The sequence below is a fragment of the Hymenobacter sp. 15J16-1T3B genome (genome assembly GCF_020711235.1).
Classification (GTDB): Bacteria; Bacteroidota; Bacteroidia; order Cytophagales; family Hymenobacteraceae; genus Solirubrum.
Window position 1 is genome coordinate 84,396 of sequence record NZ_JAJFAV010000017.1, and the last position, 19,177, is coordinate 103,572.

The window sequence follows — 19,177 nt, forward strand, 5'->3', positions numbered from 1 at the left end:
TTGGCTACCGCCTTCCTTCGGTTCCTCGGCTTCGCGCGGAATGACGTTCTTAAGTGTCAGGCGTAAGCCCAGCAGAAATATTTCCCACTTTTGCTAACGCTTGTTAGTAAATCGTTGTTATCCGCACATGGAAACGGCTGAACTCACCCAGGAAGAACAATTCCAGACCCGTATCGACGCCGACGTGCGCATCGAGCCCAAGGACTGGATGCCCGAGGCGTACCGCAAGACGCTGATTCGGCAGATTTCCCAGCATGCGCACTCCGAAATCGTGGGCATGCTGCCGGAAGGCAACTGGATTACCCGGGCCCCTTCGCTGAAGCGCAAGGCCATTTTGCTGGCCAAAGTGCAGGACGAAGCCGGCCACGGCCTGTACCTGTACTCGGCCGCCGAAACCCTGGGCGCCTCCCGCGACCAGCTGCTGGCCGACCTGCACTCCGGCAAGGCCAAGTACTCGTCGATTTTCAATTACCCCACGCTGAGCTGGGCCGACATGGGCACCATCGGCTGGCTGGTGGACGGCGCCGCCATCCTCAACCAGGTACCGCTGTGCCGCACCTCCTACGGCCCCTACGCCCGCGCCATGGTGCGCGTGTGCAAGGAGGAAAGCTTCCACCAGCGCCAGGGCTTCGAAATCATGCAGACCCTGTGCGAGGGCGCGCCCGCCCAAAAGGCCATGGCCCAGGACGCGCTGAACCGCTGGTGGTGGCCCACGCTGATGATGTTCGGCCCCAAGGACGCCGATTCGCCCAACACCGAGCAGTCGATGAAGTGGCGCATCAAGCGCTTCACCAACGACGAGCTGCGCCAGAAATTCGTGGACATGATGGTCCCGCAGGCCGAGTTCCTGGGCCTGACCGTGCCCGACGCTCAGCTCCAGTGGAACGAGCAGAAGCAGGGCTACGACTTCGGCGACGTGGACTGGGCCGAGTTCTGGGACGTGGTGAAGGGCAACGGTCCCTGCTCGCGCGAGCGGGTGCAGGCCCGCGTCGACGCCTGGAACGAAGGCGCCTGGGTGCGCGAAGCCGCCCTGGCCCACGCCGAAAAGCGCAAACAGCGGGCGGAAACGGCCGCGGCTTAATCAACTAACTGACACCAGAACGTCATGTCGAGCTTGTCGAGACATCTCGCGTGCTGACGGCCGATAGTAACTCTCTCTCAACGGGAAGAATGCTGTCCAATTAAACACGCGAGATGTCTCGACAAGCTCGACATGACGTCCTCCATTCCCCTCTCAACATGTCCCAGAAAGAATGGCCGCTGTGGGAAGTATTCATCCGCAGCAAGCAGGGCCTCGACCATAAGCACGTGGGCTCCTTACACGCCGCCGACGCCGAAATGGCCATCCAAAACGCCCGCGACGTGTACACGCGCCGCCTCGAAGGCGTGAGCATCTGGGTGGTGGAATCCAAGCACGTGCACGCTTCCAACCCCGACGACGCGGCCGCCTTCTACGAGCCGGCCAACGACAAAATCTACCGGCACCCCACGTTCTACACCGTGCCGGATTCCATCAAGCACATGTAATCGGGCCGATTATGCAAGAAACGCATACCATTACCCTGCCCGACGTGACGCCCGAGCTGCGCCAGCAGCTCTTCGCCTACGTGCTGCAGCTGGCCGATACCAGCCTCATTCTGGCTCACCGCCTGAGCGAGTGGTGCGGGCACAGCCCCATCCTGGAGCAAGACTTGGCCATGGCCAACATCTCGCTAGACTTGCTCGGCGAGGCGCGCAGCTACTACCAGTACGCTGCCGAACTGGAGGGCCAGGGGCGCACCGAGGACGACTTGGCCTACCTGCGCGCAGCCGTGGAGTACCGCAACCCGCTGCTGGTGGAGCAGCCCAACGGCGACTTCGCCCACACCGTGGTGCGGCAGTTCCTCTACGACGCGTTTCACTACCACTTGCTGGTGCAGCTGCAAGCCGGCCCCGACCGGCAGCTGGCCGCCATTGCCGAAAAATCGGTGAAGGAAGCGGCATACCACGTGAAGTGGAGCGCCGAGTGGATCATCCGCCTCGGCGACGGCACCGCCGAAAGCCGCCGCCGCGTGGAAGCGGCCATCGGGGCCCTGTGGCGCTACAGCGGGGAGCTGACCACGCCCACCGCCACCGAACAGGCCCTGCAAGCCGCCGGCTTCCTTCCCGACTACGCCGCCCTGCAGCAGCAGATTGACGCGCACGTGGCGCGGGTGTTTGAGGAAGCCACGCTCACCCTGCCCCAGGGCGTGTTTATGCAGAAAGGCGGCAAGGCCGGCCGCCACTCCGAGCACTTGGGCTACCTGCTGGCCGAGTTGCAGTACCTGCAGCGGGCCTACCCGGGGCTGAAGTGGTAGGCTAATCCGCCCGTTTGGCTCTGCCTGCGTGGCCCCCGCAGCCTTAGCTCTTGGGAGGCTTGCCGAGGCTACCGAAAGCAGCGGCCGTTTCACAGACCGAAACCCAGCACGAATGACGACCGACCTCAACGCCGTAATGCCCACCGAGCAGCGCATCTGGCAGCTGCTGGAAGAGGTGTGCGACCCCGAAGTGCCGGTGCTCAGCATTCTGGACCTGGGCATTGTGCGCGGGGTGCGGGTCGAGCCCGACGGGCAGGCGCACATTACCATCACCCCGACGTACTCCGGCTGCCCGGCCATGAACACCATTGCCACCGACATCCGGCTGCGGCTGCTGGCCGAGGGCATCACCGCCCTGCACATTCACCACCAGCTCAGCCCGGCCTGGACGACGGCGTGGATGTCGGAAGCCGGCAAGCAGAAGCTGGAGGCGTACGGCATTGCCCCGCCCAAGGATGCCACCGGGCACGTGCTCAGCCTGTTCGGGCAAGACGAAGCCATCAAGTGCCCGCACTGCCACTCGACCCGCACCCGGCTCGTGAGCCAGTTCGGCTCCACGGCCTGCAAAGCGCTGTATCAGTGCGACGACTGCCTGGAACCCTTCGACTACTTTAAGTGCCACTAACCGGCAGCGGGCCCCGGCTTTCCGGCCGCTGCGCCCCACCGCCGGCTCCCCAACTCCTTATTCCCGCATGGACAAGATTACCGTCGGCATCATCGGCAGCGGCGCCATGGGCGCGGGCATTGCCCAGGTCGTAGCCCAGGCCGGCCACCCCGTGTTTTTGTTTGACCTGAACGCGGCCGCCCTGCAGCGCGCCACCACCGGCATCAGCGCCAGCCTGCGCAAGCTGGCCGAAAAGGGTAAGCTGCCCGCGGCGGAGGCCGAAGCCGCCATTGCCCGCGTGCGGCCCTGCGCCGAGCTGCAGTGCTTCGCGGCCTGCGGCTTGGTCATCGAGGCCATTGTGGAGGAGCTGGCGGTCAAGCAGGCCGTGTTTCGCGACGTAGAAGCAGTGGTGCCCGCCGAGTGCGTGCTGGCGTCGAACACCTCGTCGTTGTCGCTGGCCAGCATTGCCTCGGCCTGCCAGCGGCCGGAGCGCTTTATTGGCATCCATTTCTTCAATCCCGCCCCGCTGATGCAGCTGGTGGAAGTCATTCCGGCCGTACAGACCCGCGCCGGGCTGGCCGAGGAAACCCGGGCGCTGGTGCAGAGCTGGGGCAAGCTGCCGGTTATCTGCCAGGACACGCCGGGCTTTATCGTCAACCGCGTGGCCCGACCCTACTACGGCGAGGCCCTGCGCCTGCTCGACGAAGGCGTGGCCGACGCGGCCACCATCGACTGGGCGCTGACCGAGTTGGGCGGCTTCCGCATGGGTCCGTTTGCCTTGATGGATTTCATCGGCCACGACGTGAACTACCGCGTAACCGAAGCCGTGTTCACCGCCTTTTACTTCGATCCGCGCTTCAAGCCCTCCCTGACCCAAAAACGCCTGTTTGAAGCCGGCTACTACGGCCGCAAGGCGGGCCGCGGCTTCTACGATTACCGCGAAGGCGCCACCCCGCCCGAACCTACCCGCGACCCGGCCCTGGGCCACCGCATTTTGCAGCGGGTGCTGGCCATGCTCATCAACGAAGCCGCCGACGCACTGCACCTGCGCGTGGCCTCGCGCGACGACCTGGAACTGGCCATGACCCGCGGCGTGAACTACCCCAAGGGCCTGCTGGCCTGGGCCGACGAGCTGGGCCTGCCCGCCGTGCTCAACACCCTCGACGCGCTCTACGAGGAGTACCGCGAGGACCGCTACCGCGCCAGCCCGCTGCTGCGCCGCCTCGCCACCGCCGGGCAAACATTTTTCCCCGCGCCGGCCCTCTCGCATTCCTGAACCCCGGCATGATTTATTCCTTCAACGGCATCGTGCCGGTAGTGCACGAAACGGCTTTCGTGCACCCGCAGGCCACGGTCACGGGCAACGTCATCATCGGCCGCCACGTGTACGTGGGCCCGGGCGCGGCCGTTCGCGGCGACTGGGGCCAGATCATCATCGAGGACAACTGCAATGTGCAGGAAAACTGCACATTGCACATGTTTCCGGGCACCACGGTGCGGCTCAAGGAAATGGCCCACATCGGCCACGGCGCCATCATTCACGGCGCCACCGTGGGCCGCAACGTGCTGGTGGGCATGAACGCGGTCATCATGGACCGCGTCGACATCGGCGACGAAAGCATCATCGGCGCCCTGAGCTTCATCCGGGCCGACGAGGTAATTCCGCCGCGCAGCCTGGTGGTCGGCAATCCGCACAAGATTATCCGGCAGGTCAGCGACGACATGCTGGCCTGGAAAACCGAAGGCACGCAGATTTACATGCAGCTGCCCGCCGACCTGCACGCGACGCTGCAGCCCTGCGAGCCGCTGCGCGAAGTGCCCGCCGACCGCGCCGTGCAGTCCGGCAGCTACGCGACCTGGGCGGAGCGCAAATCGGGCACCGTCTGAGGGCGCGTTTCCCGCAACGCCGCGGTTTCTATCGACTTAGCCACGCTTCGTTTCTACTCCGTCTTGGTTAGGATTGAACGGCTGGCTTCGCGCGGCTGCACACGCCAGCCGCGCGAAGCCGATTACCCGCGCGGCGGCGCGGCTGTTCTACTGCACCGCGGCCTATCCCCGGTGCAGTAGAACAGCCGTTGTGCAACAAAAAACGCCTTGCAAGCAGCGAGCTTACAAGGCGTTTCTTAGGTTATTGTACTCCGTAGGGGAATCGAACCCCTGTTGGCAGAATGAAAATCTGCAGTCCTAACCCCTAGACGAACGGAGCGGGTTCAAACAACAACGGTTTAGTACTCCGTAGGGGAATCGAACCCCTGTTGGCAGAATGAAAATCTGCAGTCCTAACCCCTAGACGAACGGAGCGGAAAACGGCGCCGTTGTCGTTTGATGGTGCAAAGATAGTAGGCGAAACAAGCAGCGCAATGAATGGCGCTAAAAAAAGGCCGTGTTCGAGCAAATTTCGCTGATTTTCAAGCCCAAATTTTTCACAGCCGGGCCGAATTACCCGAATTTGCGCGGCTTTCAACAGCGTATTCCACCCGACCGGGTAAAAAAAGCAGGCTGCCTGTCACGACGTGACACCACACCTGAGGCCACGTCGGTTGCCGCATTTGACAGGCAGCCCACTGCGCAAATAAAGCGCACCGTCGAGGTGTCGGCACTGACGCAGATACGTATTTGGCCCTGCGACAAATACGGATTTTATACCTGTAGCCCTCAGAAATGGCAATCTAACAACAGACCATCCATTTCATAATTCAATTCATAATCAATACCTTATCTTTTCAGATTATAATTCGTATCAGGCGAAACGGCGGCTGTCAGCCGCCCACGCCGCTCCTGCTTACCTGCTCTGCCCCCTTCCCACCCATGGACGTTTACCACGAAATCCTGCCCGACCGCTACGTGCTGCTGCTGGCCGAAAGCGCTTCGCCCGCGGGCGGCTCGGCCGCCGATACCCTGGCGCGCTGCCTGTCGCAGGCCTGCCGCAGCGGCAAAACCAGCGTCTGGATCGACTGCAGCCGCTTGCACCACCTGCCCGCCGCCGCCCGCGACCTGCTGATGCGCTACCAGAAGCGCCTGGGCCGTCGTTCCGTGCGCTTGGTGCTCGGCCCAATGTCCGCCGCCGTGCGCCAAGCCTTTGCCGATATAGCCCCCGAGGCGCGGCCGGAAATGGCCGAGGAAGAACCCGCTTAAGCCCAGCGGCCGCCGGAAAAACTTCTACCGGGGTGGGAGGTTGTTGGGGGACTCTCCTCCCCTACCTTCCCCTCATGAAACTGCTATTCGGCTACCTGCGCCAGTATTGGGGCTTGTTGGTGCTGGCCTTGCTGCTGGCGGCCATCAACCAGATTTTCTCCCTGCTCGACCCCTACATCTTCCGGCAGATCATCGACAAGCACGTGACGCCCGCGCTCAGCAGCTCGTTGCGGCCGGGCTTGGCGGCGTTTTTGGCCGGGGGCGCGGGGCTGCTCGTGCTCAAGGCCATGGGCGCGGCCATGGTGTCGCGCATTGCCAAAAACTTCCAGGACTACTACGTCAACGTCATCACCCAGCGCCTGGGGGCGCAGATGTACGCCGACGGGCTGAGCCACTCGCTGGACTTGCCCTACCAGGTGTTTGAGGACCAACGCTCGGGCGAAACCCTGGGCAAGCTGCAGAAGGTGCGCGCCGACGTGGAGAAGCTCATTCAGAACTTCGTCAACGTGCTCTTCACCTCCGTGGTGGGCATCATCTTCGTGATGTGGTACGCGGCCACGGTGTACTGGCCCATTGCGCCGGCCTACTTCCTGACCATCCCGCTGCTGGGCTTCGTCAGCTCGCTGCTGAGCAAGAAAATCAAGGTGGTGCAGAAAACCATCGTGGCCGAAACGACGGCGCTGGCCGGCTCGACCACCGAAAGCCTGCGCAACATCGAGCTGGTGAAGAGCCTGGGGCTGGCCCAGCAGGAAACCCAGCGCCTGAACGCCACCACCGACCGCATTCTGCAGCTGGAGCTGAAAAAGGTGCGCTACATCCGCTCCCTCTCGTTCGTGCAGGGCACCTTCGTCAACACCCTGCGCAGCGCCATTCTGCTGATGATGCTGTTTCTGGTGGCCCAGCACAAGATTACGCTGGGGGAATTTTTCTCGCTGTTCATCTACTCCTTCGCCATTTTCGGGCCGCTGCAGGAGCTGGGCAACATCATCAACATCTACCGCGAAACCGAGGCTTCGCTGGCCAACTTCCAGCAGATTCTCGACACGCCGCGCGACGTGAAGCCTGCCGCGCCCGCCGCCATCGGTCCGCTGCGCACCCTGGCTTTCGACGACGTGCACTTCCGCCACCTTTCGGCCAACACGCCGGCGCTGGACGGCATTTCGTTCCGCACCGAACTGGGCCAGACGGTGGCTTTCGTAGGCCCCTCGGGCTCGGGCAAGACCACGCTGGTGAAGCTGCTGGTGGGCCTGTACCCGCCGGCGCAGGGCCAGATCCTGTACAACGACGTGCCGGGGGCCCAGCTTGATCTGGACGCGCTGCGCGAGCAAATCGGCTTTGTAACCCAGGACCCGCAGCTCTTCGCCGGCTCCATCCGCGAAAACCTGCGCTTCGTGGCGCCCCAGGCCACCGATGAGGAATGCCTGCGCGCCCTGCATGAGGCCGCCGCCGATTCGTTGCTACGCCGCGCCCCGCAGGGCCTCGATACGGTTATCGGCGAGGGCGGCGTGAAGGTGTCGGGCGGCGAAAAGCAGCGCCTGAGCATTGCCCGGGCCCTGTTGCGGCGCCCCACCCTGCTGGTATTCGACGAGGCCACCTCGGCGCTGGATTCGCTTACCGAGGAAGAAATCAGCCGCACGGTGCGCGAGCTGTCGGCCACCCGGCGCCACCTGACCATCCTCATTGCCCACCGCCTGAGCACCATCCTGCACGCCGACTGCATCTACGTGCTGGAGCGCGGCCGCATCGTGGAAGCCGGGCGGCACGAGGACCTGCTGGAGCGCAAGGGCCTGTATTACGCCATGTGGCGGCAGCAAATCGGGGAGCGGCAGCGCCCGGCGGCGCTGGGTGCGCCGGCCGTCAATGGCGCCGCGCAAAAGGCCTCGCTTCCCGCTTGATTTGCCCCACGTTCTGGATTATACACAAACCGCCCCGCTGCACCCAGCGGGGCGGTTTGTCTATGAGAGTTCCGCGCCCGACTTAGTGCTGCACCATGATGCGGCGGCGCAGCACCGGCCCGTTGCCGGCATGCCACTGCAGCAGGTACACGCCGTTGCGCAGCTGGCTTACCGGCACCTCGAAGGCGGCGGTGGCCGCCGCGGGGCGCAGCTCCTGCACCAAGCGGCCGGCGGCGTCCAGCAGCGTCAGTTGGCCGGCCGCGGCGTTGTCGGTCGGTGGAACTTGCACGTGCAGCACCTCGCTGGCCGGGTTGGGGTACGCCTGCAGCTCGGCCAGGGCGGCTCCGGAGCCGCTCACGCTTACCGCGTCGGAGAACTGCTCCGTGCCGTCCGTGTCGACTTGGCGCAGGCGGTAGTAGCGCGTTTGCCCGGCCGCCAGCGGCCGTGGGTCGGTGGCTTGGTAGTCGCGGCGGCCGGTGCTCTGGCCAGCGGCAGCCGTGCGGGCCACTTCCTGCCAGCTGGCCGCATCCGTGGGGCTGACGGTGGCCTGCACGGCGAAATAGGCGCTGCGCTGCTCAGTGGCCGTGGCCCAGCTCAGGCGCGTGCCGGGCAGTGCGGGCTCGTAGCGGCCGGCGAAGCTCAGCAGCTCAACGGGCAGCACCGTGGCAGGCAGCAACTGAATCAGGGCTGCACCGCAGGGGTTGGGGCTGGTCAGGCTGAAGTCGATAACGGCTTGCACCCCGGCCACGTCGCTGTCGAGGCTGAGCGTGCGCGCCTGCTGCCCGTTGCCGATGGCGTAGTGCATCACCGCGCCGGGCCGGATGATGTGGCCCAGCTGCTGGGCGTGGCCTTGCTCGTGCAGGGCCACGCTCTCGAAATCAAACTGCGAGCTGGTGGGCGCGGCGGTGGTGAAGTTCCAGCTGTAGGCCGGGCTGAAATTGTAGTCGGTTTCGGCCACCGTCCAGTACGTCACGCCGCCGGTGATGCAGCCGCTGTAGCGCGAGGTGGTCTGCCCGAGCACGTAGCTGGGCAGCTCGCCGCCGGTATCGAAGCGCACGATGTTGATTCCGTCGCTGGCTACCACGCTGCTGCTGGCCGCCGCGCCGATGCGCAGGTTCAGGCGGGTAACGGGCTGCCAGGTCGCCAGGGCCCGCTCGAACGCGGCCTTGGCGTCGGCATTGGCGGCAAACTCGCCCGCGTACTGCAGGGTGTAGCCGCCCAGGTTGTCGTCGTTGACGAGGCGGGGCCGGGCGGGCGCGGCGCTGCCCGAGGCCACGTTGGAATAGGAATACACCACGGCCAACGCCGCCGGGCTGCTGACGGTCAGGCCGTCGGCCGTGGTGACGCGGAAGGTGCCGGAGCCAGCCCCGCCGCTGCCCGTGCGCGAGGGCACCCGAACTTGGATCTGGGTGTCGGTCCAGAGTACGTAATCGGTGCTGTTGGCCGCCACGTAGGACTGCCCGCCCTGGTCGGCGTTGGGAAATTCGACTTTGCTGGCGCTGCCCAGCGTGCCGAAGCCCGTGCCCACAATGGTAAGCACGCTACCGGTTCCCGCCGAGAGACTAGCGGGCAGAAAGCTGCCGATAATCGGCGCCGTGGTGCGGGCCGCCGTGCTGGCGGGCACTGCCAGCAGCGCGGGGTTGGCTTTGAGCGTGCGCCGGGCCTGCCCGGTGCTGCGCTCCACGGCCGGGTATAGCTCGTCTTCGATGGAACGGTAGCGGGCAAAGGGCTCGGCGGCAGTGCCGGTGGGCGCGTCGTAGCGCACAAAGCCCTGGGGACCAGCTACCAGCCGGTAGGCCTGCCGCTCGGGGCCAACGGGGTCAGGCTCCAGGAAAAACAGGCCCTGCTGCCCCACGGCCAGGGCGGCGGTGCCCGTCACTTCCTCGCGGCGCAACCCCAGCGTGCCGCCGCGCTCAGCCAGCCGCAGGCCCGAGGCTGGCAACTGACCTTGAAACACCTTGTAGACGTCGAGCTGGTGCAGCGTGAAGATGTTGCCCTGGGCATCGGCCACGGCTTGCTGCCCGCTCACGCGTGCTTCAACGACCAAGGCGGCTTTAGCCGTGCGCTGCTTCAGCGAGGCGGGCACCAGCAGGCAGGTTTCTTGGGCGCGGGCCCCCGGGGCCGTCAGGAACGTAAAGGCCCAGAACAGGGCGACCAGTAACGGACGTCTCGTCATACAATCGGCTTTGTACTTGACCGGGAAAAGCTCCTACAGCAGGGCGGTCGGGCGTTGAACAAAACCGGGGACTATAGAATTCCAGCTTGCAATTATTCTGGGGCCGAACAAACGAAAACCGGCCCGACTTACGTTACCTTATAGCAAGCTGCCTGCCCGGCAGAGCCACTGACTTTGGCAGCATTCTTGCAAACCTCCACGCTGAAACAAAAGGATTTTTTCATGAACCGCACCCGCACTTTCCGCCAGCTGCTGACCAGCCTGCTCCTCTTCGTGGGGCTGCTGACGAGCGGCGTGGCCCAAGCCGCTCAGCCGGCGCCGCAGCGTGACGTGCTGCGGGAAATCACCGATGTCGTTGGGCTGAAGCCCCGTTTCCAGCTGCGCGCCACCACCGAGGTGGAAAACGCCGCGGCCGTGGTGTACGGGGGCCAGCGCTTCCTCTTATACAACCCCAATTTCGTGGCCGCCGTGAACCGTGCCAGCCGCACCGACTGGGCCGGCGTGAGCATTTTGGCCCACGAAATGGGCCACCACCTAAACGGCCACACCCTGCAGGGTGGCGGCTCGAACCCAGCCGACGAGCTGGAAGCCGACGAGTTTTCGGGCTTCGTGCTCCGCAAGATGGGCGCCAGCCTCGCCGAAGCCCAGACGGCCCTGGCCGTGGTGTCGCAGGATTACGACTCCCCTACGCACCCGGGCCGTAGCACGCGCCTGGCCGCCATCAACCGCGGCTGGCAGCAGGCCAACGGGCAGATTGCCGCCAGCAGCCGCTCGTCGGCGCCCTCGGCTCAGCCCGTAGCCATTGCGCCGCGGCCGGTGCAAGCCCAGCCGGTGGCCCAGCCGATCAGCTTCGTGGGCAAGCTCACGTTCCGCGACAATCCCTCGCAGCCACTGTACGTGACCAAGGGCCTGAACATTGTGCGCGTGGATCAGGACGACCGCACCGCCGCCGTGGTGGGCCGCCTGACCCGCTCCAGCAGCGCCGATTTTCCCTTCGTGCTCATCGACGGGCAGCAGCGCCGGCTGTACATCAGCGCCCAGGGCGGCATTTTCAACCCGCAAGGCCAGCAAATCGGCCGCCTGACCGATCCGTCGTAAGCCTCGCTTCGTCCCTTCTCTCCTGATGCCCGCGACCAGCCTTGGCCGCGGGCATTTTCTTTTGTGGCCGGCTCCGCGGGTGGTGCGTTGGTTTACCGGCTGCGGCGCTTATTTGCCGCTTCATCTCCCCGCTTATGCCGACTTCCTACCCTTTTCTGCTCGTTGACGCTTTCACCACCCGCCCGCTGGGCGGCAACCCCTGCGCCGTGGTGCTCGACGCCGACGACCTCTCGCCCGAGCAGATGCAGCGCCTCGCCCGCGAGTTCAACCAATCCGAAACCGCCTTTGTGCGCCGGGCCAGCCAGGGCGGCGCCGTGGCCGTGCGCTACTTCACCCCCGCCGAAGAAATTCCGCTGGCCGGCCACCCCACCATTGCCACTGCCGTGGCCTTGGTGCACGCCGGGCGCGTGTCGGTGGCCGCGGGCCCGCAAGAGCTGCAGTTTGAGCTGCGCGACGGCCCCATCCGCGTGGGCATTGCGCCGGGCTCGGCGGCGGAGCCCCTGCAAGTCACCATGACGCAGCGCCCGCCCGTGTTCGGCGCCGTGCACGACGCGGCCGCGGTCCTGCCCTTGTTCGGCCTCACGCCCGCCGACGTGCTGCCCGGCGCCCCCGTGCAAACGGTGAGCACCGGCACGCCCCAGCTCATGATTTTGCTGCGCGACCACGCCGCCCTGCGCCGCGCCCGCACGCCCGAAGCCGGGGCCTACGCGGCCTACCGCCAAGGCAGCGACTTTTTCAGCCCGCACCTGTTTTGTCTCGGCGGGGCTACGCCGGCGGGCAGCACCTTTGCCCGTCATTTTGGCACCCCGCCCGACATCTTGGAAGACCCGGTGACGGGCTCGGCCACGGGAGCCATGGCGGCCTATCTGCACCGGCATGGCTACCTCACCGCTTCGGCATTTGTGGCCGAGCAGGGCCACTGGCTGGGCCGCCCGGGCACCGTGCACGTGCGCCTCGACGCCGCGGACGGCATCATTCGCAGCGTGCAGATTGCCGGTACGGGCGTGGTGCTGGTTGAGGGCCGGCTGACGCTGTAGCTTGGGGCGGCGGTGGAACGTTTGCCCGGCAACCGGGTTTAAGCTGGACGGTTGACTTTCTCGTAGATACCGGCACGGCCGCGCGCCACCGGGTTTGTCGCCGCTTCCTTTATTACCCGTTACTACCCTACCCCATGCCCGAATTACCCGAAGTCGAAACCTACCGCCGCTTCCTCGACGAGTTGTTGCTCCACCAGACCATCGTGCAGGTGCACGTGCTCGACGCGCACGTACTGGCTGTGCCCGAGGCGACGCTGCGGCAGGCCGTGCAGGGCGCCACCGTTACGGGCACCCGGCGCCTGGGCAAAAACTTATTCCTCGAACTCTCCACCGGGCAGGTACTGGCCCTGCACTTCGGCATGACCGGCGACGTGGGCGCCTACCGCGACGAGCATGACCGGGCCCGCTTTACCCGCGTGGCCTTCGAATTGGCCGACGGCCTGCGCGTGGCTTTTATCGACCCGCGCAAGTTCGGCCGCCTGCGGCTGGCTTCCAGCGTGACGGAGTATCGGCGGACCAAAAAGCTGGGCCCGGATGCCCTGGACCTGACGCTGGCGGAGTTGCAGGAATCTTTGCGCGGGCGTAAGACCCTCATCAAGCCCCTGCTGCTCGACCAGCGCCTGGCCGCCGGTCTGGGCAACTGGATTGTCGACGAGGTGCTGTTTCAGGCCCAGGTGCACCCCAAGCGGGTGGCTGGCTCGCTCACGCCCCCGGAGGTAGCGCGGCTGCACGCCGCTATCGGACTGGTGCTGCGCACGGCCATCGACGCGGAAGCCAGCTACCGGCGGTTTCCCACTTCGTTTCTGATTCACGCGCGCGAGTGGGATGCTTACCCAGTGGCGGGTTCGGACGCCTTTAAGGTTTGCCCCGTGGATCAAGAGGTAATAGTAAAAAAGTATGTCGGCGGGCGGGCTACTTATTACTGTCCGATTTGCCAAAAAGAACAATAGCGCTTATCTTTCCTAATTGCGCTTAACCAAAAGCCGCTCTGCGTATTACGCAAGCGGCTTTTGTATTTTATCTACATTCAAAAGTACAAATATAAATTGCATTGAACTTTCCAGATATAATGTTTGAATTATTGACTTTTTCCGCGAAAACCCGAACTATAGTACCTAGCTTAGCATTGTGACGACAACGCAGGGCCAGCCACCTTGGCTTCAGGCGTGAAGTTGGAATTGTGTACTGAAAGGCAAAAACGCCGACCGAGCCGAGGAGCTCGATCTTCTTCACCAAACCATTTACCCGTTTTCATGAAGAAACTGCCCGTTTACCTGAGCCTGGCGCTGACCCTTGCTGGTTTGGCATCGTGTGAGAAAGAAATTGAGGAGGTAGCACAGCCCTCGGCCCAAGCGGCCGATGCGCAGGCCCAGCAAACGCCGCAACAGCTGCTGACCAGCAGCCAGTGGCACCTGACCGACCTGAAGACCACCAGCAAACCCGCCGGCGCCACCGACGCCGTTACGGTGAGCATTTTCGGTCAGCTCAAACCCACCATGCGCGACAACCTAACCCAGTTTGCGGCCGATGGCCGGTACATCCTGGATGAAGGCGCCACCAAGCTCAACCCCGCCATGGCCCAGCAAAAGGCCGGCTCCTACAAGCTCAGCGACGACGCCAAGACGCTGACCGTAACCCTGCCCGATTTAGAGCGCGTGTACTCGGTGGAGGAAATTTCCGCTACCCAGCTGCGCCTGAAGCTCACCACTGGCCCCGCCGACAACGCGGTGAGCTACGAAAGCACGTTCGCGCACTAAGCGCCTTACTGGTTTCCCAAGTCCCGCTGGCTCCACCCAGCGGGTGCGCCCGGCCGCTTTGGTGGTCGGGCGTTTTTTATTGCCCGGCTGCTGGCGCTGCCGCGGGCTCAGAACACCCAGACGGCCGCCACCCTACAGAAGCCCGGCGCGATGAGTAGCACCAGCAGCGCACACAGCCAGTAGCCGGCCGCGGTGTTTTCAAACTTGCCCAAGCTGTAGACGAGGCCGAACAACGCGTTGGCCAAGGCCTGTACCCCGATCTGAAAGCCGAAAAAAGCGGGGCTGCCCCACCGCTCCACTTGGCCAGGCCGCCGAACAGCGCGGCGCCGGCCCCAGCAGTTTCAGCAGGTTGTTGCGCACGACGCGGCGGTTGTTATCGGCAAGCCCGGCGGATTAGCGTATATGCCCCAGCTTCAGGTGGGTGGCGCAGTTGCCGAAGCCGACGTGGGACGTGAGCAGGCCGCTGGGCGCAACGCTTAGGCCCAAGCAAAGACGGCCCGTCACGAGCAGCACCAAAAACGCCAGGCCGAAGAGGATGAAGAGGATAGCCGCGCCAGGTATAAGGACGTTCGGGCATGGCGGCAGGTAACGGGTATCCGGCCAGCGGTTATTGCCACTGCCAGGATCGGTCATCAACATACTCGATTCCGTGCAGAGTCGCCAGCCGGCGCAGCTCCGAAGCCAGCGCCGCGGCATCGACTTGGCGTTTCGGCACAATCACCGCGCCCGCGGGGCTGTAGCGCAGCAGAAAGGCTTGAGGGGTTTCGGCTATTTGGTACAGCTCGCGCAGCTGCAGCTCGTTGCGGCTGGCCCGGTCGGCCGATTTCAGCAAGGTGTCGGTCAGCTCCAGCGCAACCGGGGCCCCAACTTGGTCCTGGTAGTGGGTTTCGACGTGCTTGCGGTAGTGCCGCTTGTAGCGCCAGCGCGAGTAGAGCGGGAACAGCGCGGCACTGCCCCCAGCCAAGAGGGCGAAATACACCGCCAAACTCGTGATGCGCTCTAGGTAAAACAGCACCGCCAAGCTGACAAAAGCCAGCGTGGCAATCAACCAGCTGCGCCGGCGGTTGCGCCTCACCAGCGGCGACTTGCTGGCCGCGTACAGCTGGTAATGCAGCAAATCCTCGGCCTGCAATGCGTAAGCTACCTGCATGGTACGTCGCGTAACGGCTGCTACTGCTTGCGGCCGGGCAGCTCAATTTCCCGGCTGAGGCTGGGCACCAAGCGGCGCACCGTTTCCCAATCCTTGCCGTTCGTATCGAGAAAAGCCCAGTGCTGCCCGCCGTCGGAGGACACGGCCAGCAGAGTCGACTGCGTGGTTTTGGTAGCTGCGGCCAACTGAAACTCGGTGGTTTGCGGCACGGTGCACTGCAGCTCCCTGTCGGCGCCCACAATGCGCGAGGGCGCGCCGTGGCTGACCTTGCTGACTTTGCCGCCCTGGGCGCTGAGCTGCTCCATGCCCTGACGCAGTTGCTTGGCCAGCACGTCGGCGCCGCCGGCCACGCGCAGCACGTCGGGATGCATGAAGTCGGCGTAGGCTTCAAAATCCTCCTTCATAAACGCCTGCTCCATTTCGGTCAGCTGGGCTTCCAGGTTGGCGCGGCGTGTGGCCTCGGGCAAGGGCTTGGTTTGGGCAACGCTGGCCGCGGGCAGCAGTCCGGTTAGCATCATCCAGGAAAAGGCCACGAAACGCAGCCGGGCAAAGGCGCGCAGGCCGTTGGAAGTCAAGACAAGCATAAGCAACTGAGAAGTTAAGCGGGGTGGAAGATTGGTGCGGAGGCGCCCGCAGCCACCGGGCGCGCGGCATCGGTCAGCCACAGCCAGGCGTAGTACAGCAGGCCGGCCACGCAGGCGCACTGAATGCTGGCGAGGCCCAGGCCGGGCAGCGGCGACGTGGGCTTGATGAATTCGACGAGCAGCCGAAACAGCAGGTAGGTGCTCAGCAGCCAAAAGAGGATTTCGAAGAGGTTGGTGGGGTGGCGCGGCCCGCCGTCGTCTAAGTCCAGGGCCCAGGGCAGGGCGCTGGCCGTGCCGTAGGTGCCGTCTTCGAGGCCGGCCAGCAAGCAGCCGGTGCGGCCGAGCCCCATGCCTAGGATGAGCGGGTACACCATCAAGTCGCCCGAGGAGGCCGTGTCGCCGAGGCGTTTCTTGGTCAGCTCCGCCCCCAGCAAGCCCCCCGAGGAAGCCGCCGACGATGGTATTGTTGGTAAAGTAGTACAGCGGCCCGTCCGGCGGGTGCTCCAGCAAGACCAGCACCCGGGAGCCCAGCAAGGCCCCGGCAGCGGCCTCGATGAAAATCCACAGCCGGTCGTCGCCGCTGATTCGGTCGGGCGCGCGGCGGCGCCGGTTGCCGTAGTAGCGGCAGCCCACGGAGTACGCCAGCACCTCGAACACCAGGTGCGCGGGCAGGACGACGGGGCTGAGGTGCAGCTGAACGGGAAACGTCACGGCGGGCAAGTTAGGCAGCCGCCCGCAACCGCCGCGCACAAAAAAGCGCCCCGCCGGCTTTCCGACGGGGCGCGTGGCAGTTCGGCAGGGCTAGACCTCCACTCCCACCGCGGCCGCCCGCAGCTGGCGTTGCACCTCGGGCAGGGTATCGAAGAGCTGATCCAGCGAGTCGAGCACGAAGTAGTCGGTCTGGAACACGTCCTTGCGGAAGGCGGTACCGAGCACGGTTTCGACGCCGAAGGAATGGCGCCGCGGCTCGGGGCCGAGGCTGTAGCGCGTCTCGCCGGCCGAGGACAAAATGCCCGCCCCGTAGATGCGCGCCTGCCCGCTGCCCGCGTCGCGGATCAGGCCGAACTCCACCGTAAACCAGTACAGCCGCGCCAGCAGCTCCACGGCGGCCGGGTCGGCGGCGTGGCGCAGGCCGATGTGGCCGAGTTGGTGCAGAAAGCGGGCAAAAGCCGGGTTGGTCAGCAGCGGCACGTGGCCGAACACGTCGTGGAACATGTCGGGTTCTTCGAGGTAATCCAGCTCGGCGAGCTTGCGCAGCCAAGTGGTGGCCGGAAACTGCCGGGCGGCCAGCAGCCCGAAAAACACCGCGTCGTCGACGATGCCGGGTACGGCCACCAGCTCCCAGCCGGTGAGGCGGCGCAGCACCTGGTTGGTCTGGCGGAAGTCGGGAATCCGGTCGGCGGTGAAGCCGATGCGGGCCAGGCCTTCCATGAATTCGGGCGCGGCGCGGCCGGGCAGGGCTTGGAGCTGGCGTTCGAAGAGCAGCTGCCATACGTGGCGGTCCTCGGCGGTGTACTGGTCGTAGTGTTGTTGGAGCAGGGTCATGGCTCTGGAAGTTGGAAGAGGTGAAAAACAAAAAGCCCCTCTCCGGCTATCGGAGAGGGGCGAGTATGAAGCGGTTCCTGGCGGCGACCTTACGTCGTCTGCTCGGGTGCCGTCGCACATACACGACCACTGCCGAAGCCGGTGGGCTGGCAGGAGCGGTAATAATAGCGCGACGAAAAGCGGGTGAGCATGGGGCAAAGATGGGAGTTTTTTCGGCAACGCAAGCCGTCGGCAGTGGGCAAGCGGTGCCAACCGTCCGCCGGGCAGCGGTTACCGCTCGGCGTTTGCGGCGGCCAACGGCCCGGGCAGGGGGGTCATCAGTTCAGGTTGGCGTCAGCCGGGCGCGCGGCTCTTAATCTGGACGAATTAGCTGCATAAGTCTTAGCTTGTCAACCATTTGTTCGGGAGTTACCGCTAGCCCACCCTATGCTATGAGTGCCATCCACCACCCCGTGCATCCGCGCCTGCGCGCCGCGGTGAGCCACATCATGACCGTGGACCTGCAGCTGCCCGGGCCGGCGTACGGCCGGAGCGCGCCGTTTCCGCCCACGCCCCAGCACAGCCTGAACTTCTACCCCGGCGACGCCACCCGCAGCCGGACCGGCCACCAGGCGTTTGCGGATCTGCCCGCCTGCGCCATCATCGGCCCGCAGACGACCAAGGTCGATTTGGCCATGGGCAGCCACCACCGCTTTGTGACGGTGGCCTTTCACCCCGGCGGGCTGCACCGGCTGCTGCGCCTGCCCATGCCCGAGCTGCTCGACCAACCGCTCGACGCGGCCGATGTGCTGGGCCGCGAGCTGCGCGAGGTGACCGAGCAACTGCGGGAGGCCCGGCAGCCGCTGGCCATGAAAAATATCGTGGAGGCCTACCTCTTGCGCAAGCTGGCTGACCGCGTGGCCAGTCCGCTGGAGCGCAGCCTCGGGCTGCTGCTCCGGGGCAATCCTGCCGATTCTGTGGAGAACATAGCCGCGCTGTCGTGCCTGAGCCTGCGGCAGTTCGAGCGCCGCAGCCGGGAAATCCTCGGCTACTCGCCCAAGTTCTTCGCCCGGGTCGCGCGCTTCTCCAGGGCCTACCGGCTGAAGGTGCGGCAGCCCGAGTGCACCTGGACCGTCATCAGCCACCACTGCGGCTACTACGACCAGATGCACCTGATCCGGGATTTCAAGGAATTTACGGGCACCACGCCCTCGCGCATCACCCGGGAAATCCTGGCCGCGCCGCTGACCTTGCAGGACGATCTGCGGATTTAGAAAACGTCGTTTTTATACTATTTCCCGGCTTGCGGGGCTGGTAGGTTTGGGAGCACTCGACGCCCTACCTATGAAAACCCTGATTTTGAGCGGCCTGCTCCTGCCGCTAACTACGGCCGCCTACGCCCAGCTGGACACGCTCGGCTACCCCGCCGAACGGCTGCAAATCCGCGCGCTGCTGCACCAGCCCGGCGGCTACCGCCCCGGCCCCACCTGCCGCGACATGGTAGCCGTGGGCCCCAAAGGCGACATTTCCTTTTCGGAGGCGGAATGGCGCGCCGCACAGGCCAAGGAAAAGGTGGTCTTCCGGTCCGTCCGCGTCGTGCCGGGCAGCGAAATTATCCGGATTTACAACGCCAACTCGGCGGTGGTCAACTGGCTGGCCGACGTGCGCCTGAGTGTGGCCGGCCAGGACGTGGCCCTGAAAGTGCGGCGGCTAGAAGTGTTCATCAAGCAGGGCAGCACCTGGTGCCGGGTGGCCGGGCAGGGCACGCAGGTCGACGAGCAGCTGTTTCCCGTCGGGCCTTAACCGCTTCCACTGCCCAGCCAGGCGGTGGAAGCGGTGCAATGTTGCCCCCCGCGCCAGCACTGCTGCTCAGCTGCGGAA

General features: G+C 65.1%; 20 protein-coding genes and 2 tRNA genes. 14 read left to right on the forward strand and 8 right to left on the reverse strand.

Features of this window, described 5'->3' with window-relative positions; translation table 11 throughout:
* Positions 1–127 precede the first annotated feature (127 nt).
* The 6 genes from paaA to LJ737_RS22795 all read left to right on the forward strand — a co-directional run bounded on the left by paaA (position 128) and on the right by LJ737_RS22795 (position 4,827).
* Positions 128–1,081, forward strand: coding sequence for a 1,2-phenylacetyl-CoA epoxidase subunit PaaA (gene paaA / locus LJ737_RS22770; RefSeq protein WP_227769065.1), 954 nt, complete (start codon positions 128–130; stop codon positions 1,079–1,081).
* 158 nt (positions 1,082–1,239) lie between these two features.
* A complete protein-coding gene (gene paaB / locus LJ737_RS22775; RefSeq protein ID WP_126692595.1) occupies positions 1,240–1,527 on the forward strand; it encodes a 1,2-phenylacetyl-CoA epoxidase subunit PaaB in 288 nt (95 codons plus the stop codon).
* Positions 1,528–1,538: 11 nt separating this feature from the next.
* On the forward strand, positions 1,539–2,336 hold the full coding sequence (gene paaC / locus LJ737_RS22780) for a 1,2-phenylacetyl-CoA epoxidase subunit PaaC (protein ID WP_227769066.1): 798 nt from the start codon (positions 1,539–1,541) through the stop codon (positions 2,334–2,336).
* A 112-nt stretch (positions 2,337–2,448) separates the two neighbouring features.
* Entirely contained in the window at positions 2,449–2,961 is a 513-nt protein-coding gene (gene paaD, locus LJ737_RS22785) for a 1,2-phenylacetyl-CoA epoxidase subunit PaaD (protein ID WP_227769067.1), read from the forward strand.
* A gap of 67 nt (positions 2,962–3,028) precedes the next feature.
* Positions 3,029–4,216 (forward strand): 3-hydroxyacyl-CoA dehydrogenase NAD-binding domain-containing protein, encoded by a 1,188-nt coding sequence (locus LJ737_RS22790; protein ID WP_227769068.1) that lies wholly within the window; start codon positions 3,029–3,031, stop codon positions 4,214–4,216.
* Positions 4,217–4,224: 8 nt separating this feature from the next.
* On the forward strand, positions 4,225–4,827 hold the full coding sequence (locus tag LJ737_RS22795; RefSeq protein ID WP_227769069.1) for an acyltransferase: 603 nt from the start codon (positions 4,225–4,227) through the stop codon (positions 4,825–4,827).
* A gap of 247 nt (positions 4,828–5,074) precedes the next feature.
* Here LJ737_RS22795 and LJ737_RS22800 read toward each other — a convergent pair.
* Together LJ737_RS22800 and LJ737_RS22805 are read right to left on the reverse strand one after the other, a co-directional pair.
* A tRNA-Glu gene (locus LJ737_RS22800) sits at positions 5,075–5,146 on the reverse strand.
* A gap of 23 nt (positions 5,147–5,169) precedes the next feature.
* Positions 5,170–5,241 (reverse strand) — tRNA-Glu (locus tag LJ737_RS22805).
* Positions 5,242–5,748: 507 nt separating this feature from the next.
* On the opposite strand from LJ737_RS22805, the gene LJ737_RS22810 reads away from it, so the two are divergent.
* Both LJ737_RS22810 and LJ737_RS22815 read left to right on the forward strand, forming a co-directional pair.
* On the forward strand, positions 5,749–6,075 hold the full coding sequence (locus tag LJ737_RS22810) for an STAS domain-containing protein (RefSeq protein WP_227769070.1): 327 nt from the start codon (positions 5,749–5,751) through the stop codon (positions 6,073–6,075).
* Between the two features lie 74 nt (positions 6,076–6,149).
* Positions 6,150–7,970, forward strand: a complete 1,821-nt coding sequence (locus tag LJ737_RS22815; protein WP_227769071.1) for an ABC transporter ATP-binding protein — start codon at positions 6,150–6,152, stop codon at positions 7,968–7,970.
* Between the two features lie 82 nt (positions 7,971–8,052).
* On the opposite strand, the gene LJ737_RS22820 is transcribed toward LJ737_RS22815, so the two are convergent.
* Entirely contained in the window at positions 8,053–10,146 is a 2,094-nt protein-coding gene (locus tag LJ737_RS22820; RefSeq protein WP_227769072.1) for a T9SS type A sorting domain-containing protein, read from the reverse strand.
* Between the two features lie 222 nt (positions 10,147–10,368).
* Here LJ737_RS22820 and LJ737_RS22825 point away from each other — a divergent pair, with 222 nt between their 5' ends.
* The 4 genes from LJ737_RS22825 to LJ737_RS22840 all read left to right on the forward strand — a co-directional run bounded on the left by LJ737_RS22825 (position 10,369) and on the right by LJ737_RS22840 (position 14,038).
* Positions 10,369–11,244: a M48 family metalloprotease gene (locus LJ737_RS22825; RefSeq protein ID WP_227769073.1), complete on the forward strand. Its 876-nt coding sequence runs from the start codon at positions 10,369–10,371 to the stop codon at positions 11,242–11,244.
* Positions 11,245–11,378: 134 nt separating this feature from the next.
* Positions 11,379–12,281 (forward strand): PhzF family phenazine biosynthesis protein, encoded by a 903-nt coding sequence (locus LJ737_RS22830; RefSeq protein WP_227769074.1) that lies wholly within the window; start codon positions 11,379–11,381, stop codon positions 12,279–12,281.
* A 134-nt stretch (positions 12,282–12,415) separates the two neighbouring features.
* Positions 12,416–13,231 carry a DNA-formamidopyrimidine glycosylase gene (gene mutM / locus LJ737_RS22835; RefSeq protein WP_227769075.1) on the forward strand — a complete coding sequence of 272 codons (816 nt, stop codon included), beginning with the start codon at positions 12,416–12,418 and terminating at the stop codon, positions 13,229–13,231.
* A 303-nt stretch (positions 13,232–13,534) separates the two neighbouring features.
* A complete protein-coding gene (locus LJ737_RS22840; RefSeq protein WP_227769076.1) occupies positions 13,535–14,038 on the forward strand; it encodes a hypothetical protein in 504 nt (167 codons plus the stop codon).
* A 107-nt stretch (positions 14,039–14,145) separates the two neighbouring features.
* Here LJ737_RS22840 and LJ737_RS22845 read toward each other — a convergent pair whose 3' ends face one another.
* From LJ737_RS22845 to phhA, 5 genes are all read right to left on the reverse strand, one after another.
* Positions 14,146–14,337 (reverse strand): hypothetical protein, encoded by a 192-nt coding sequence (locus tag LJ737_RS22845; protein ID WP_227769077.1) that lies wholly within the window; start codon positions 14,335–14,337, stop codon positions 14,146–14,148.
* 308 nt (positions 14,338–14,645) lie between these two features.
* Positions 14,646–15,188 (reverse strand): YcxB family protein, encoded by a 543-nt coding sequence (locus LJ737_RS22850; RefSeq protein WP_227769078.1) that lies wholly within the window; start codon positions 15,186–15,188, stop codon positions 14,646–14,648.
* A gap of 20 nt (positions 15,189–15,208) precedes the next feature.
* The gene (locus tag LJ737_RS22855) at positions 15,209–15,772 is read right to left on the reverse strand and encodes a hypothetical protein (RefSeq protein ID WP_227769079.1); all 564 of its coding nucleotides are present in this window, start codon (positions 15,770–15,772) and stop codon (positions 15,209–15,211) included.
* Between the two features lie 14 nt (positions 15,773–15,786).
* A complete protein-coding gene (locus LJ737_RS22860; protein WP_227769080.1) occupies positions 15,787–16,206 on the reverse strand; it encodes a prolipoprotein diacylglyceryl transferase family protein in 420 nt (139 codons plus the stop codon).
* A 367-nt stretch (positions 16,207–16,573) separates the two neighbouring features.
* A complete protein-coding gene (gene phhA / locus LJ737_RS22865; protein ID WP_227769081.1) occupies positions 16,574–17,317 on the reverse strand; it encodes a phenylalanine 4-monooxygenase in 744 nt (247 codons plus the stop codon).
* A 431-nt stretch (positions 17,318–17,748) separates the two neighbouring features.
* On the opposite strand from phhA, the gene LJ737_RS22870 reads away from it, so the two are divergent.
* Positions 17,749–18,570, forward strand: coding sequence for a helix-turn-helix domain-containing protein (locus LJ737_RS22870; RefSeq protein WP_227769082.1), 822 nt, complete (start codon positions 17,749–17,751; stop codon positions 18,568–18,570).
* Between the two features lie 70 nt (positions 18,571–18,640).
* Positions 18,641–19,099, forward strand: a complete 459-nt coding sequence (locus tag LJ737_RS22875) for a nuclear transport factor 2 family protein (protein WP_227769083.1) — start codon at positions 18,641–18,643, stop codon at positions 19,097–19,099.
* Positions 19,100–19,177: the final 78 nt, after the last annotated feature.

Bases quoted from the DNA above. Each gene is read 5' to 3' on its own strand.
- LJ737_RS22815 (WP_227769071.1), top strand. From the start codon at position 6,150: ATGAAACTGCTATTCGGCTACCTGCGCCAGTATTGGGGCTTGTTGGTG.
- LJ737_RS22870 (WP_227769082.1), top strand. From the start codon at position 17,749: ATGAGTGCCATCCACCACCCCGTGCATCCGCGCCTGCGCGCCGCGGTG.
- LJ737_RS22825 (WP_227769073.1), top strand. From the start codon at position 10,369: ATGAACCGCACCCGCACTTTCCGCCAGCTGCTGACCAGCCTGCTCCTC.
- LJ737_RS22820 (WP_227769072.1), bottom strand. From the start codon at position 10,146: ATGACGAGACGTCCGTTACTGGTCGCCCTGTTCTGGGCCTTTACGTTC.
- LJ737_RS22830 (WP_227769074.1), top strand. From the start codon at position 11,379: ATGCCGACTTCCTACCCTTTTCTGCTCGTTGACGCTTTCACCACCCGC.
- LJ737_RS22795 (WP_227769069.1), top strand. From the start codon at position 4,225: ATGATTTATTCCTTCAACGGCATCGTGCCGGTAGTGCACGAAACGGCT.
- LJ737_RS22855 (WP_227769079.1), bottom strand. From the start codon at position 15,772: ATGCTTGTCTTGACTTCCAACGGCCTGCGCGCCTTTGCCCGGCTGCGT.
- paaA (WP_227769065.1), top strand. From the start codon at position 128: ATGGAAACGGCTGAACTCACCCAGGAAGAACAATTCCAGACCCGTATC.
- LJ737_RS22840 (WP_227769076.1), top strand. From the start codon at position 13,535: ATGAAGAAACTGCCCGTTTACCTGAGCCTGGCGCTGACCCTTGCTGGT.
- mutM (WP_227769075.1), top strand. From the start codon at position 12,416: ATGCCCGAATTACCCGAAGTCGAAACCTACCGCCGCTTCCTCGACGAG.
- LJ737_RS22790 (WP_227769068.1), top strand. From the start codon at position 3,029: ATGGACAAGATTACCGTCGGCATCATCGGCAGCGGCGCCATGGGCGCG.
- paaB (WP_126692595.1), top strand. From the start codon at position 1,240: ATGTCCCAGAAAGAATGGCCGCTGTGGGAAGTATTCATCCGCAGCAAG.
- LJ737_RS22810 (WP_227769070.1), top strand. From the start codon at position 5,749: ATGGACGTTTACCACGAAATCCTGCCCGACCGCTACGTGCTGCTGCTG.
- LJ737_RS22850 (WP_227769078.1), bottom strand. From the start codon at position 15,188: ATGCAGGTAGCTTACGCATTGCAGGCCGAGGATTTGCTGCATTACCAG.
- paaD (WP_227769067.1), top strand. From the start codon at position 2,449: ATGACGACCGACCTCAACGCCGTAATGCCCACCGAGCAGCGCATCTGG.
- paaC (WP_227769066.1), top strand. From the start codon at position 1,539: ATGCAAGAAACGCATACCATTACCCTGCCCGACGTGACGCCCGAGCTG.
- phhA (WP_227769081.1), bottom strand. From the start codon at position 17,317: ATGACCCTGCTCCAACAACACTACGACCAGTACACCGCCGAGGACCGC.
- LJ737_RS22875 (WP_227769083.1), top strand. From the start codon at position 18,641: ATGAAAACCCTGATTTTGAGCGGCCTGCTCCTGCCGCTAACTACGGCC.